Source organism: Micromonospora sp. 050-3 (assembly GCF_046549335.1).
GTDB classification, from domain to species: domain Bacteria; phylum Actinomycetota; class Actinomycetes; order Mycobacteriales; family Micromonosporaceae; genus Micromonospora; species Micromonospora trifolii.
In genome coordinates, this window is record NZ_JAJPVX010000003.1 from 354,849 (window position 1) to 369,364 (window position 14,516).

At 70.4% G+C, this 14,516-nt stretch carries 13 protein-coding genes; 9 read left to right on the forward strand and 4 right to left on the reverse strand.

The genetic code is table 11. The annotated features are described in order from the left end of the window. The first annotated feature begins 143 nt into the window (after positions 1-143). From ACLJOK_RS29685 to ACLJOK_RS29700, 4 genes are read left to right on the forward strand one after another with little or no spacing between them, the layout of a single operon-like run. On the forward strand, positions 144-1,070 hold the full coding sequence (locus ACLJOK_RS29685; RefSeq protein ID WP_210783360.1) for an ABC transporter permease: 927 nt from the start codon (positions 144-146) through the stop codon (positions 1,068-1,070). Further along, a complete protein-coding gene (locus ACLJOK_RS29690; RefSeq protein WP_410821836.1) occupies positions 1,063-2,031 on the forward strand; it encodes an ABC transporter permease in 969 nt (322 codons plus the stop codon). The genes ACLJOK_RS29685 and ACLJOK_RS29690 overlap by 8 nt, the downstream gene beginning before the upstream one ends. 26 nt (positions 2,032-2,057) lie before the next feature. Next, a complete protein-coding gene (locus tag ACLJOK_RS29695) occupies positions 2,058-3,086 on the forward strand; it encodes an ABC transporter ATP-binding protein (RefSeq protein WP_410822216.1) in 1,029 nt (342 codons plus the stop codon). After that, positions 3,079-4,092, forward strand: a complete 1,014-nt coding sequence (locus ACLJOK_RS29700) for an ABC transporter ATP-binding protein (protein WP_328652170.1) — start codon at positions 3,079-3,081, stop codon at positions 4,090-4,092. The genes ACLJOK_RS29695 and ACLJOK_RS29700 overlap by 8 nt, the downstream gene beginning before the upstream one ends. A 179-nt stretch (positions 4,093-4,271) precedes the next feature. On the opposite strand, the gene ACLJOK_RS29705 is transcribed toward ACLJOK_RS29700, so the two are convergent. Then, positions 4,272-4,661: a chorismate mutase gene (locus tag ACLJOK_RS29705; protein ID WP_410821837.1), complete on the reverse strand. Its 390-nt coding sequence runs from the start codon at positions 4,659-4,661 to the stop codon at positions 4,272-4,274. Between the two features lie 326 nt (positions 4,662-4,987). Here ACLJOK_RS29705 and pcrA point away from each other — a divergent pair, with 326 nt between their 5' ends. After that, complete coding sequence (gene pcrA, locus ACLJOK_RS29710; RefSeq protein ID WP_410821838.1) at positions 4,988-7,393, forward strand: DNA helicase PcrA; 2,406 nt, start codon at positions 4,988-4,990, stop codon at positions 7,391-7,393. 97 nt (positions 7,394-7,490) lie between these two features. Here the strand turns inward: pcrA and ACLJOK_RS29715 are convergent, their stop codons facing one another. Then, a complete protein-coding gene (locus ACLJOK_RS29715; RefSeq protein ID WP_410821839.1) occupies positions 7,491-8,261 on the reverse strand; it encodes a M23 family metallopeptidase in 771 nt (256 codons plus the stop codon). Positions 8,262-8,534: 273 nt separating this feature from the next. After that, complete coding sequence (locus ACLJOK_RS29720; RefSeq protein WP_354947888.1) at positions 8,535-9,242, reverse strand: M23 family metallopeptidase; 708 nt, start codon at positions 9,240-9,242, stop codon at positions 8,535-8,537. 485 nt (positions 9,243-9,727) lie between these two features. Between ACLJOK_RS29720 and ACLJOK_RS29725 the strand changes: the two genes are divergently transcribed. The 3 genes from ACLJOK_RS29725 to sucD all read left to right on the forward strand — a co-directional run bounded on the left by ACLJOK_RS29725 (position 9,728) and on the right by sucD (position 12,633). Further along, a complete protein-coding gene (locus ACLJOK_RS29725; protein ID WP_088950145.1) occupies positions 9,728-10,132 on the forward strand; it encodes a cobalamin B12-binding domain-containing protein in 405 nt (134 codons plus the stop codon). A gap of 432 nt (positions 10,133-10,564) precedes the next feature. Further along, entirely contained in the window at positions 10,565-11,743 is a 1,179-nt protein-coding gene (sucC, locus tag ACLJOK_RS29730) for an ADP-forming succinate--CoA ligase subunit beta (protein WP_112583775.1), read from the forward strand. Between the two features lie 2 nt (positions 11,744-11,745). After that, complete coding sequence (gene sucD, locus ACLJOK_RS29735) at positions 11,746-12,633, forward strand: succinate--CoA ligase subunit alpha (RefSeq protein ID WP_410821840.1); 888 nt, start codon at positions 11,746-11,748, stop codon at positions 12,631-12,633. A 73-nt stretch (positions 12,634-12,706) separates the two neighbouring features. Here sucD and ACLJOK_RS29740 read toward each other — a convergent pair whose 3' ends face one another. Further along, entirely contained in the window at positions 12,707-12,973 is a 267-nt protein-coding gene (locus ACLJOK_RS29740) for a hypothetical protein (RefSeq protein ID WP_091406354.1), read from the reverse strand. Between the two features lie 200 nt (positions 12,974-13,173). Here ACLJOK_RS29740 and ACLJOK_RS29745 point away from each other — a divergent pair, with 200 nt between their 5' ends. Next, the gene (locus ACLJOK_RS29745; RefSeq protein ID WP_410821841.1) at positions 13,174-14,463 is read left to right on the forward strand and encodes a DUF6350 family protein; all 1,290 of its coding nucleotides are present in this window, start codon (positions 13,174-13,176) and stop codon (positions 14,461-14,463) included. Positions 14,464-14,516: the final 53 nt, after the last annotated feature.

Sequence of the window (14,516 nt, forward strand, 5' to 3'; positions counted from 1 at the left end):
ACGGTCTGACCCCGGGTCGGGCTCGCCACATCCGGTGAGCCCGACCCGGGGCCGTTCCGCGATTGGGTGTTACAACACTCCACTCGCACGTTGTCACCACCGTGTCGGCCGTCCGACGCGCCCCCTGTCTGGAGGACCACCCCATGGGCCGTTATCTGTTGAGACGGCTGCTCCAACTCGTGCCTGTCTTCATCGGTACGACGTTCCTGATCTACTGGCTCGTCTGGGCCGTACCGGGCGATCCGTTCGCCGGCAAGTGCGGTGAGCGTCGCTGCCCGGACCAGTACATCGCCTTCATGACCGAGAAGTACCACCTCGACCAGAACGTCTTCGTGCAGTACGGCAACTACATGAAGAACCTGCTCCAGGGCGACTTCGGTCAGACGTTCCAGCAACGCGAAATCAGCGACATCATCCTGACCGCGTACCCGAACACGCTGAAGCTGGCCCTCGTGGCGCTCGCCATTGAGGCGATCATCGGCCTCGGCGCCGGCGTGCTGAGCGGTCTGCGGCGTAACGGCTTCCTGGACAACCTGGTCCTGGTCTCCACCCTCTTCCTGATCGCGCTGCCGGTCTTCGTGGTCGGCTTCGTGCTCCAGTGGCTGCTGGGCGTGCAGTGGGGCATCATCAAGCCGACCGTCTCCTCCGAGATGCGGTGGTCCGAGCTGATCGTGCCGGGCTTCGTGCTCGGTAGCGCGTCAGTGGCGTACATAGCCCGGGTGGCAAGAACGAGCATCGCGGAGAACCGCCGCGCGGACTACGTGCGTACCGCCATCGCCAAGGGCCTGCCGATGCGCCGAGTGGTGGGCGTGCACCTGCTGCGCAACTCGCTCATCCCGGTGGTGACCCTGCTCGGCACCGACCTCGGTGCCCTGATGGGTGGCGCGATCGTCACCGAGGGAATCTTCGGCATCAACGGAATCGGCCGCCAGGTCTTCCGGGCGATCATCACCAAGGAGAGCGCCACGGTGGTAGGCATCGTGGTCGTCCTGGTGCTGGTCTATCTCGTGATGAACCTGCTGGTTGACCTGCTCTACGCCGCCCTGGACCCGAGGATCCGTTATGAGTGACCCGAGTACCGCATCGATCGTCAGCACCCCTGGCGCACACCCCACCGACTCCGCCGCCCCCGCCACCCTGGGCCAGCCGCAGAGCAACGAGAAGCCGCGCGGCCTGCTCGCCGACGCCTGGCGGGACCTGCGGCGCAAGCCACTGTTCTGGATCTCGGCCACGCTGATCGTGATCTTCCTGCTGATGGCGGCCTTCCCGGCGCTGTTCGCTCCGGGCGACGCGGTCAACGGCTCGCTGTCCCGCAGCCTCGACAAGCCGTCCGCCAATGGCTGGTTCGGCTACGACGTGCAGGGCCGCGACGTCTACGCCCGCGTCATCTACGGCGCACGGGCCTCCATCGTGGTCGCCGTGCTCTCCGTGCTGGGCACCCTGCTCATCGGCGGGACGATGGGCATCATCTCCGGCTACCGCGGTGGCTGGGTGGACGCGCTGCTGAGCCGGATCGCCGACGTATTCTTCGGTCTGCCCTTCGTGCTCGGCGCGATCGTCATCCTGACCACCTTCAACGGGTCGGGCGCCGGCAACAGCAAGGCCCAGATCATGGGCCTGGTGACCGCTTCGCTGATCGTGCTGAGCTGGCCGGTCGTGATGCGGCTGATGCGCTCCTCGGTGCTCGCCACCAAGGAGGCCGACTACATCGTTGCGGCCCGCGCGCTGGGTGCCGGCACCGGCCGGATCATCCTCAAGCACCTGCTGCCGAACTGCCTGGCCCCGCTGCTGGTCTACGGCACGATCATGGTCGGCTCGTTCATCGGCGCCGAGGCCACCCTGTCGTTCCTGGGCGTCGGTCTGAAGTCGCCGGTGGTGTCCTGGGGCATCATGATCAGTGATGGGCAGCAGTTCGTCCGGGTCGCGCCGGGGCTGGTGTTCTTCCCCGCCGCGTTCCTCGTCACCGCAGTGCTGAGCTTCGTGATGCTCGGTGAGTCGGTCCGCGAGGCCCTCGATCCGAAACTCCGCTAGGGGAGATCCAGTTGTCCGACATTCTCGTGTCCGAGCAGTCAGCGCCGGGACCCGGCGGGTCCGGGCGTCCCTCCGGCCGCCTGCTCGAGGTCGACGACCTGCGGGTGGAGTTCCGTACCCGGGACGGCGTCGCAAAGGTCATCAACGGGGTCACGTACCACGTCGACGCGGGGGAGACCCTCGCCGTGCTCGGCGAGTCCGGCTCCGGTAAGAGCGTCACCGCGCAGACCATCATGGGCATCCTCGACACGCCGCCCGGCTTCGTCACCGGTGGGCAGGTCCGCTTCCACGGCAAGGACATGCTCCGCATGTCCGACGAGGAGCGCCGCCGCATCCGCGGCGAGGGCATCGCGATGATCTTCCAGGACGCGCTCTCCGCGCTGAACCCCGTCTTCACCGTCGGGTTCCAGATCGCCGAGCAGTTCCGGGTCCGGCGGGGCATGGGCCGCGCGGAGGCCAAGAAGCGCGCGATCGACATGCTCGACCAGGTCAAGATCCCGAACGCCAAGGATCGGTTCAACAACTACCCGCACCAGTTCTCCGGCGGTATGCGGCAGCGCGCGATGATCGCGATGTCGCTGGCGCTCGACCCGGAGGTGCTGATCGCGGACGAGCCGACCACGGCCCTCGACGTGACAGTGCAGGCCCAGATCATGGACCTGCTGGCCGAGCTTCAGCGCGAGCGGCAGATGGGCATGATCCTGATCACCCACGACCTCGGCGTGGTCGCCGACGTCGCGGACCGGATCGCTGTCATGTACGCGGGCCGGATCGTCGAGGAAGCCGACGTGTACGAGCTGTACGCCAAGCCGGCGCACCCGTACACGCTGGGTCTGATCGACTCGATCCCGCGCCTCGACGAGAAGGGGCAGCAGCTCCGGACGATCAAGGGCCTCCCGCCGAACCTGATGAACATCCCGCCGGGCTGCCCGTTCAACCCGCGGTGCCCGATGGCTCAGCCGGTGTGCCGGGAGAAGGTCCCGCCGCTGCTGCAGATCGGCCCCGCCCGGGCCAGCGCCTGCCACTTCGCCGAGGAGCTGGTGAACCGTGTCTGAGAACATCCTCGAGGTCAATGACCTGGTCAAGCACTACCCCGTCACCCAGGGTGTGGTGTTTAAGAAGACCGTCGGCCAGGTCAAGGCGGTCGACGGGGTCTCGTTCGGACTGCGCGCCGGTGAGACCCTCGGTGTGGTCGGCGAGTCCGGCTGCGGCAAGTCGACGCTCGCCCGGGTGCTGATGAACCTGGAGAAGCCGACCGCCGGCAAGGTGGTCTACAAGGGCCAGGACATCTCCAAGCTGTCCGGTGGGGCGCTGCGGCGTCTGCGCCGGCAGATCCAGCTGGTCATGCAGGACCCGTACACCTCGCTGAACCCGCGGATGACCGTCGGTGACCTGCTCGGTGAGCCGTTCGAGATCCACCCGGAGGTGGCGCCGAAGGGCAGCCGCCGGGCCAAGGTCCGCGAACTGCTCGACCTGGTCGGGCTCAACCCGGAGCACATCAACAGGTACCCGCACCAGTTCTCCGGCGGTCAGCGTCAGCGCATCGGCATCGCCCGCGCGCTCGCGCTGCGGCCCGAGATCATCGTCTGCGACGAGCCGGTGTCGGCGCTGGACGTCTCCATCCAGGCCCAGGTCATGAACCTGCTGGAGCAGTTGCAGGGCGAGTTCGGCCTCTCGTACGTCTTCATCGCGCACGACCTGTCGGTGGTCCGCCACCTCTCGGACCGGGTCGCTGTGATGTACCTCGGCAAGATCGTCGAGATCGGCACCGAGGACGAGATCTACGAGCGACCGACCCACCCGTACACCCAGGCGCTGCTCTCCGCGGTGCCGGTGCCGGACCCGACCCAGCGGAACAACAAGACGATCATCCGGCTCACTGGTGACGTGCCGTCGCCGATCAGCCCGCCCTCGGGCTGCCGGTTCCGGACCCGCTGCTGGAAGGCGCAGGACGTCTGCGCCGAGCAGGTCCCGCTGCTGGAGATCCGTCGGGACTCGGACCACCCGAGCGCCTGCCACTTCGCGGAGAAGCGCGAGATCGTCGCCACCCACGAGGTGTGAGTCACCGAAACCGCCTGCCGCCGTCGCCACGACGACGGCAGGCGGTTTCGTCTGTTCGTGAGCCGGATCGGCCGCGCGGCGCCTGGTTGCCCCCGCGGCGTCAGCAAGCCGTGTCGCCCACGACGGGCGGTGTGGCGCACCAGGTAGCCGTGGCCCGGTTCAGCGCGGGCTGGGGCGGCTCACAGCGGGCCGCGGCCCGCTCGGAGCAGCAGCAGGGCCAGCTGGGTGCCGTCGGCGCCGAGTGCGACCCGGAACCGCTCCAGGATCTCCCGTTCCCGGGAGAGCACCAGGCGGGTCCCACCGGACGCCATCCGGGTCACGCCGACCTCCTGGGACAGCGCGGCCCGCTCCTGCCAGAGCGTGATCAACGCGTGGTCGATCTCGTTGATCCGTTCCCTGATCTGCACGATCCGCGCTGAGGCGGACGGCTCCTGGGTGCCGGTCTGCTGCTCAGCCGGCTCGGCGTCCGCACCCGCCGGTGGTGTGGCCACCGCCGGCTCAGCCTCCTGCGCGGCGGGCTGCCCCGGTCGGATCGGGCTGCCGCTCTGCTCCATCACGTCTGTCATCATCGGGTACCTCTCGCACTGTGGTGCCCGGTGCCCGGAACCTGGGACGGAAAAAGCCCCGGACTCCAGGAGGCCGGGGCTTTAGCAGGTCTGAATCGATCAGGCGCGACCTACGGCAGCCGGACTCCCGGTGCCATAGTAAAAGTAGAAACGCGCAGCGATCACGCCGTCGAGTATGCCCACGTCGTTGTCGGGTGCGCAAGCATTCCGCGTCGCGAAGGGCACCTTTCCCGCCGGTGGGCGTACGGGGCGGTGGTGCGCACCGTCGGGCACGAGCTGCTGAGCGCCAGAGGCGCAGTGTCCGGCCTGCGGCATAGACTTGTCGGGCGATGCATCCTCTCTTCGATATCCCCGCGTCCCCGCCTGCGCCGGAGTCCGCGCCGGCCCGCCCGCACCGACCCGCGGCGGCCGCCGCGCGCCTCGATCCGCAGCAGCTGCTCGCCGGGCTGAACGGGCCGCAGCGCGACGCCGTCAGCCATGCCGGCTCGCCGCTGCTGATCGTTGCCGGCGCCGGGTCCGGCAAGACCCGGGTGCTCGCGCACCGGATCGCCTACCTGCTCGCCGCTCGGGACGTGCACCCCGGTGAGATCATCGCGATCACCTTCACCAACAAGGCCGCCGGTGAGATGAAGGAGCGCGTCGCCGCGCTGGTGGGCCCCCGGGCCCGCCTGATGTGGGTGTCGACGTTCCACTCGGCCTGCGTGCGGATCCTGCGTGCCGAGCACGAGCACGCCGGCCTCAAGTCGACGTTCTCGATCTACGACGCGGACGACTCCCGCCGGCTGATGCAGTTGGTGACCCGCGAGCTGGATCTCGACCCGAAGCGCTACCCGGCGCGTGGGCTGGCCGCCCAGGTCTCCAACCTCAAGAACGAGCTGGTCGACCCGGAGCAGTTCGCGGCGCGGGCCAGCGGGCCCAACGAGCGGGCGCTGGCCGAGGCGTACACGCTCTACCAGCGCCGGCTGCGTGAGGCACACGCACTGGACTTCGACGACCTGATCATGACCACGGTGCACCTGCTCCAGTCCCACCCGCACGTCGCGGAGAGCTACCGCCGGCGGTTCCGGCACGTGCTGGTGGACGAGTACCAGGACACCAACCACGCCCAGTACGCGCTGATCAAGGAGCTGGTCTCCGGCACCGACGGGTTGGAGCCCGCCGAGCTGTGCGTGGTCGGCGACGCCGACCAGTCGATCTACGCTTTCCGGGGTGCGACGATCCGCAACATCCTGGAGTTCGAACGGGACTTCACCGACGCGCGGACGATCCTGCTGGAGCAGAACTACCGCTCCACCCAGACCATCCTCAACGCGGCCAACGCGGTGATCGACCGCAACACCTCCCGCAAGCCCAAGCGGCTGTGGAGCGAGGCCGGCGCCGGCGAGCAGATCGTCGGCTACGTGGCCGACACCGAGCACTCCGAGGCCGACTGGGCGGCCCGGGAGATCGACCGGCTGGTCGACGCCGACGAGACCCGCCCCGGCGACGTCGCCGTCTTCTACCGCACCAACGCCCAGTCCCGCGTCTTCGAGGAGGTGTTCATCCGGGTCGGCCTGCCCTACAAGGTGGTCGGCGGTGTGCGCTTCTACGAGCGTAAGGAGGTTCGCGACGCCCTCGCGTACCTGCGCTCGGTGGTCAACGACGACGACACGGTGAGCCTGCGGCGGGTGCTCAACACCCCACGCCGGGGGATCGGCGACCGCGCCGAGGCGTGTGTCGAGGCGCTCTCCAGCCGCGACCGGATCTCCTTCGGCGCGGCACTGCGCCGGGCCCGGGAGGCGCCGGGCATCTCCAGCCGGGCGGCCAACGGCATCGCCGACTTCGTGGCGCTGCTCGACGGCGCCCGCGAGCTGGCCGAGACCGGCACCCCCGAGGAGGTGCTGGAGGCGCTGCTGACCCGCTCCGGCTACCTCACCGAGCTGGAGGAGAGCCTGGACCCGCAGGACGCCGGCCGGGTGGACAACCTCCAGGAGCTGGTCAGCGTCGCCCGCGAGTACACCGAGCGGATCGAGGCGCTGGGCGAGGAGGGCGAGCGGGCCACCCTGGCCGGCTTCCTGGAGCAGGTGGCGCTGGTGGCCGACGCCGACCAGATCCCCTCCGACGACCCCGACCACCAGGGCGTGGTCACCCTGATGACGCTGCACACCGCCAAGGGGCTGGAATTCCCTGTGGTCTTCCTGACCGGGCTGGAGGACGGCGTCTTCCCGCACCTGCGCTCGCTGGGTGACACCCGCGAGTTGGAGGAGGAGCGCCGACTGGCGTACGTCGGCATCACCCGTGCCCGGCAGCGGCTCTACCTGTCCCGGGCGGTCACCCGCTCGGCCTGGGGGCAGCCGTCCTACAACCCGCCGTCGCGCTTCCTGGAGGAACTGCCGACCGAGTTGGTGCACTGGGAGCGCACCGAGGGGTCGTACACCTCCTGGGCCGGCGGGGGCGGCGGCGTCGGTGGCCGCGCGGACCGCGCGCCCGGCGCGCGTGGCAACTTCACCGGGGGTACGCCGAAGGCGGCGCAGTTGGCGCAGCGGCTCGGCGTGGACGCCAGCCGGCTGACCACCGCCAGCGAGCTGCCGCAGGGGCCGAAGGTGTCCGCGGGCGACCGGGTCAACCATCAGCGGTACGGGTTGGGGCGGGTGCTCGCCGTCGAGGGGCACGGCCCGGGTGCCCGCGCGCAGATCGACTTCGGCGACCAGACCATGTGGCTGGTGCTCCGGCACGCCCCGGTCGACAAGCTCTGACCCCGTCGCGCCCGCACCATTGCACTGAAGCAGGGAAGGAGGGGCCTCAGGCCCCTCCTTCCCTGCTGTTGCGCGCGGACCGCGCCGGGATGTCGCCTCAGCAGCCCAGGTCGACGCCACGGGCCCGCATGAACGGGGCCGGGTCGATCTGGTTCCACATGCCCTGGTGCACCTCGAAGTGCAGGTGCGGGCCGGTGGCGTCGCCGGTGGCGCCCTCGTAGCCGATGACCTGGCCGGCCTTCACCTTCTGGCCGACGGTGACCGCGATGCGGCTCTGGTGGGCGTAGTGGGTCAGGTAGCCGTTGCCGTGGTCGATGAAGACCGAGTTGCCGTACCCGTCGGCGGCGTCGCCGGCCTGGGTCACGGTGCCGGCCGCCGCCGCGTGGATCGGCGTACCCGAGGGCAACGCCAGGTCGATACCGGCGTGCAGGGTGCCCCAGCGCTGCCCGTAGCAGGACGTGATGGCAGCGCCCGGCATCGGGTCGACCCAGGCGGGTGTGGGCTTGGTGGTCTTCTTCGGCTTCGGCTTGGCCTTCGCGGTGGCCGTCTTCGCGGGGGTCGGGCTGGCGCTGACCGCCGACGGGCTGGGTGTCGGGCTCAGCGAGGGGGCGACCGGGGTGCTCGACTCACGGACCGAGCGGTCGGCCCGGCTCGCGCTGTCGGCTCGGGCCTGGGCGTCGAGGGAGACGGCGGCGGGTGCCGGGTGGTCGGTGCCGCTGGTGGCGACGGCGACACCACCGAGGCCGAGGGCCACCAGGGCGGCGGCCCCCAGCACGATGAGGCGGTTCCGCCGGCCGGTGCGCCGCGGCGGCACGGTCTGGCTGGTGTCGGGGGTGTTCTCGTTCTGGACGGGGCTGTCTTCCTGCACGGCGGACCTTCACAGTCGAGGGGCACTTGACCTCGAAATACTGGTGTCGGACCGAGAAGGGGCAGGCGCGGGGACCGAACCCTCGGACGGAGAGCTGACGGTCGGGTGCCCGGATATGACCCGCTGTGCGGCGCTACATCCGGAAAAGTGATCATGTTGGTGGGTGCCGTCGGTCACAGTCGACGCTGTGACGGGGGATACATCCGCCAGGACTGGCTAACGCAAAACCGCCCGGATCGACAGATCCGGGCGGTCAGCGGTCGTTACGCACCGTCAGGAGGCGGCTACCTCGCTGTAGATTGCCTCGACTTGCAGCTTGATGTCCACTCCGCGCTCCTGGAGGAACGGCACCGGGTCGATCGGCTGCCCCTTGACATGGATCTCCAGGTGCAGGTGGGTGCCGTACGCGTGGCCGGTCTGACCCACGAGGCCGAGCTGGTCGCCCGCCTTGATCTGCTGGCCTTCCTTGACGCTCACCGCGGAGGAGTGGCCGTAGATGGCCTCGCTGCCGTCGGCGTGCTGGACGATCACCGCGTTGCCGTACCCGCCGAACCAGCCGGCCTTGGTGACCAACCCGTCGTGGATCGCCACGTAGGGCGTTCCCTCGCCGGCGACCAGGTCCACGCCGGTGTGCAGCTTGCCCCAGCGCATCCCGTACGGGGAGTTGAAGTCGTAACCCTGCAGCGGCAGCAGCCAGACCTCGGGCTCGGCGCTGTCCTTGCTGCGGCTGTCCCGGGAGGCGCGGTCGGCGTTCTCCGAACGGGCCGCGGCGTCCTGGCTGGTGACGGACGCCTGCTTGAGCTCGTCGAGGACCGTCGGGCTGACGTCCTTGGCGTCCGGCAGGGCGCTCGCGCCGAGGGCCACGATGCCGGCACCGACGAACGCGGTGGTGACGACAGCGGCGTAACGGCTGCGGGGTGGGGTGGGTACGCGGCGGCGACCGCGATATCGATCGGGCTCAGACGACAGGCGCTGGCGCACGCACACCCTCCGTTGTCGGGGTTCCGAAGCGGCCGTTGGGCGTCGCCTGAGGCTCCAGTGAAACGTCCGCTGACCGCGTCGTCACCCGTCCATGGACCTGATGACAACCGTGGACACGTTAGCCAACAGCCAGGCGAGTCACAAGCTAGACCGAAAAATTGGCGTGTCGATCTGTCCGTTTGCGTCCATGATTGTCATGCATCGCGACGCCGAACGGTGCCCCCGTCGCTGCCCGTTCGTCGCCGAGCGTGACCGTTCCGGCGGAGTCGTCCGGCTTGACTCCGGACGGCGCCAGGATGGTGTCCCCGGCCCTGCCAGCGACGCGGCGGCGGCGAGGTCGGGACGGGAACGGGCCGGAGCTCTCCGGGTTGCCAGGTGGACACGCCGGTAACGGCCGGTGGCAGAGCCCGGATTTCCCGGGCCGGGCCCGCCGGGTTACCGTTCGTTAAGGTGAAGGCGGTCAAGCCGGTGAAAGGTGTGCGCTGATGAGCTCTCGGATTCGGGTCGTCGTCGCCAAGCCCGGCCTGGACGGCCACGACCGGGGCGCGAAGGTCGTCGCGCGCGCCCTGCGGGACGCCGGGATGGAGGTCGTCTACACCGGCCTGCACCAGACCCCCGAGCAGATCGTGGAGACCGCCATCCAGGAGGACGCCGACGCCGTCGGCCTGTCAGTGCTCTCCGGCGCCCACATGACGCTCTTCCGGCGGGTGCTGGAACTGCTCAGTGAGCGGGACGCCCGCGACATCGTCGTGTTCGGTGGCGGCATCATTCCGAACGGCGACATTCCCGAGTTGGAGAAGCTGGGCGTCGCGAAGATCTTCACGCCGGGCGCCACCACCCAGGCGATTGTCGAGTGGGTCCGACAGAACGTGGCCCAGCCGGTTTCCTGAAACACGCCGATCTGCTGCGTCACCGGATTTTGGGCACGGGGGAGGGGCCGGACGCACCCCTCACACGTCCGGCCCCTCTATGCACGATGCCCCGCCGCCACCCCTCGACCGACAGGGCATCGGCCGTATCCCGTCTTTGCGCTGTTCAGCGCTCCGACACCTGACTCAACGACGCCCCCACGGCAGGGTTACGCAAGCCGGACAACATCGCCCGGACGGTGGATGCCGCCCGAGTCATGACCGGAAACCGGCCACATCTGATGTCCGGTTGTGCATTACCGCACACCGTGCACCCGCTCGGTTGCCGGTGGTGCCGACCTCGCTAGGCTGCGGCCAATGGCCTGTTTCAACTGATGACAGGCGTCAAACTGTTTTCTGAACGCTGGTGGCGGCGCGACGGCGCGCCGCGGAGACGGGACGGGACGCGCAATCGTGGACCTGTACGAGTACCAGGGGCGGGACCTGTTCGAGCGGCACGGCTTGCCCGTGCTGGCCGGCGGCGTCGCCACTACCCCGGAAGAGGCCCGCGCGATCGCCGAACGCCTTGGCGGCCGTGTGGTCGTCAAAGCGCAGGTAAAGGTCGGCGGCCGAGGTAAGGCCGGCGGCGTCAAGCTGGCCGAGGGCCCGGATGAGGCGGTGGCCCGGGCCACCGACATCCTCGGCATGGACATCAAGGGTCACACCGTCCACAAGGTCATGATCACGGTGACCGCGGACGTGGCCGAGGAGTACTACTTCTCGTACCTGCTCGACCGGGCGAACCGCACCTTCCTCTGCATCGCCAGCGTCGCCGGCGGCATGGACATCGAGCAGGTCGCCGCCGAGACCCCCGACAAGGTCGTGAAGGCCCCGATCGACGCCGTGAAGGGCGTGGACGAGGCCAAGGCCCGCGAGATCGTGACCGCTGCCGGCTTCCCGGCCGCTGTCGCCGACCAGGTGGTCGAGATCGCCGTCGGCCTGTGGCAGGCGTTCGTCGCCGAGGACGCCACACTGGTCGAGGTCAACCCGCTCGCCAAGAACGGCGACGGCCGGATGCTGCTGCTCGACGCCAAGATCAGCCTGGACGAGAACGCGGCGTTCCGGCACCCGGACCACGAGGCGCTTGTCGACCAGGCCGCTGTGGACCCGCTGGAGCAGGCCGCCAAGGCCAAGGACCTCAACTACGTCAAGCTCGACGGCGAGGTCGGCATCATCGGCAACGGCGCGGGTCTGGTCATGTCGACCCTCGACGTGGTCGCGTACGCCGGTGAGCGGCACGGCAACGTCAAGCCGGCCAACTTCCTCGACATCGGCGGCGGCGCGAGCGCCGCGGTGATGGCGAACGGGCTGGAGATCGTGCTCTCCGACCCGGCCGTGAAGAGCGTCTTCGTCAACGTCTTCGGCGGCATCACCGCCTGCGACGAGGTCGCCAACGGCATCATCCAGGCGCTGGCCCTGCTCGAGCAGCGCGGCGAGCAGGTCACCAAGCCGCTCGTCGTCCGCCTCGACGGCAACAACGCCGAAGCTGGCCGGGCGATCCTGGACAGCGCGAACAACCCGCTCGTGCAGCGGGTGGACACCATGGACGGTGCGGCCGAGCGGGCCGCCGAGCTGGCAGCTGCGGGGGTCTGATCATGGCTATCTGGCTGACCAAGGACTCGAAGGTCATCGTCCAGGGGATGACCGGTTCCGAGGGTTCCAAGCACACCCGGCGGATGCTGGCCGCCGGCACCAACGTGGTGGGTGGCGTCAACCCGCGCAAGGCGGGCCAGAAAGTTGACTTCGACGGCACCGAACTGCCGGTCTTCGCGTCCGTCGCGGACGCGATGGCCGAGACCGGGGCCGACGTCACAGTCATCTTCGTGCCGCCGCAGTTCACCAAGGCCGCAGTGGTCGAGGCGATCGACGCCGCGATCCCGCTGGCCGTGGTGATCACCGAGGGCGTCCCGGTGCACGACACCGCGTCGTTCTGGGCGTACAACGTGGCGCAGGGCGAGCAGACCCGGATCATCGGGCCGAACTGCCCGGGCATCGCCTCGCCGGGCGCGTCCAACGCCGGCATCATCCCGGCCGACATCACCGGCTCCGGCCGGATCGGCCTGGTCAGCAAGAGCGGCACGCTGACCTACCAGATGATGTACGAGCTGCGCGACATCGGTTTCTCCACCTGCGTCGGCATCGGCGGTGACCCGATCATCGGGACCACCCACATCGACGCCCTCGCGGCGTTCGAGGCCGACCCGGAGACCGACGCCATCGTCATGATCGGTGAGATCGGTGGCGACGCCGAGGAGCGGGCCGCCGAGTTCATCAAGGCCAACGTCACCAAGCCGGTGGTCGGCTACATCGCCGGCTTCACCGCTCCGCCCGGCAAGACCATGGGTCACGCCGGGGCGATCATCTCCGGTTCGGCCGGCACCGCCGAGGCGAAGCAGGCTGCGCTGGAGGCCGTCGGCGTCAAGGTCGGCAAGACGCCGACCGAGACCGCGAAGCTGATGCGGGAGATCATGTCCGGCAACTGAGCCGGTCAGGCAGGACGAAGGGGGTCGACCGATCACGGTCGACCCCCTTCGGCGTACGCGCGCTCCGCGCTGGTCAGTCGTTGTTCCAGAACGGGTAGTTGCCGGTCGAGCGCAGGATCGCCCCGCCGATGATGTTGATCACGCCGAACGCGATGGCGAGGTAACCGAGCAGCGGCGACTGCCCGTACCGCCGGGCGTCGCGGATGGACAGGTAGCCGAAGACGATGCCGAAGATGCCGCAGCAGATCAGCCCCAGCACGATGCCCAGCACGCCCCAGAGGGTGGTGCGGTCGCGTCCCTGGGCCGGTGGTGGTGGGGGAGGCGGGTATGGCGTCGTCACAGCTTCCTCCGAGCGGTCATGGGCGACGTGCCGGCCCGGACCGCTACCGGCCGGCCCGTCCCGGGTGGCGGCGACTCGCGCCCCCTCACGGCCGAGGCTAGACCGGCCCGGGTGGGCAGGACGTCGGTTCGGTGAACTCGCCGACCTTAGGAGGGGTTAACGGACTGCCACCGCCCGCGCGACGTGCCAGAGTAGAGCGGATGTCCCCCGTCACCCCTGACCGTCCCAGCCGTCCCGGCGGTGTGCGCGCCGACGACCGGCCGGTCGACCGTGCCGCACCGGCCCGGCGGGTGCCCGCGCCCCGCGCGGGCGGGTCGCCGCGCGGGCGGGCGCCGTTGCCCGTCGCCGCCGGGGTGGCCGCCTGCTGGGCCGCCCTCACCTCATACCTGCCGGTCGCCATCGTGCTCGGCCTGGTGCAGCTCGGCGCGGACTCCACCACCCTCACCGGCACCCTGCGCACCGCGCTGGCCGGCTGGTTGCTCGGGCACGGCGTGCCGCTGCACACCGAGTCCGGGCCGCTCGGGCTCGCCCCGCTGGCGTTGACAGTGCTCGCGCTCTGGCGGCTGACCCGCGCCGGCGTGCACGTCAGCCGCGCGATCGGTGCTCGCGACACCCGCTCGCCGCGCCGGGCACTGCTCGCCGCGGTCGCGGTCGGCATCGCGTACGCGCTGCTCGGCGCGCTCGCGGCGGTGCTGGTCGGCACCGGTGGGCCGGAGGTGTCAGTGATCCGGGCGGGTGGCACGTTCGCGGCGGTCGGCACACTCGCCGCGCTGGTCGGCGCGGTACGGATCACCGCCGTGACCCGGCTGCTCGTCACCCGCCTGCCGGGCCCGGTGCGCGACGGCGTTCGCACCGGTCTGGTGGCCGGGCTGCTGCTGCTCGGCGCGGGCGCGGGAGCGGCCGGCCTGGCGGTGGCCACCGGCGGCGGCGATGCGGCCGACATGATCGGGGCGTACCGGACCGGGGTCGCCGGGCAGGCCGGCATCACGCTGGTCAGCGTCGCGTACGCGCCCAACGCGGCGGTCTGGTCGACCAGTTACCTGCTCGGGCCGGGCTTCTCGGTGGGGACCGACACCGCGGTCCGCACCAGCGAGGTGTCGGTCGGCGCGCTGCCGGCCGTGCCGCTGCTCGCCGGCCTGCCGCGCGGCCCGGTGGACGGCTTCGGCGCGCTGCTGCTCGCGGTGCCGGTGCTGGCCGGGATGGTCGCCGGTTGGCTGCTCGCCCGGCGGGTGGCTCGACTCGCCGGGCCGGAGCGGGCCGCGCAGCGCTGGGCCGAGTTGCTGGCGCCGGCGGTGCTGGCCGGGCCGGTCGCCGGGGTTCTGCTGGGTGCGGCTGCGGCGGTCTCCGGCGGGCCGCTCGGCGCGGGTCGGCTGGCCCAGGTCGGGCCGGTGGGTTGGCAGGTCGGGGCGGTGGCGGCCGGTGTCATAGCGGTCGGCGCGCTGCTCGGCGCCGCCGCCACCCGGGCGCTGACCCGCGGCCCCGTGCAGTAGACGAGCGCGGGGCGCCCCGGGTAGACCCGGAGCGCCCCGTCGAATCCGAGCCC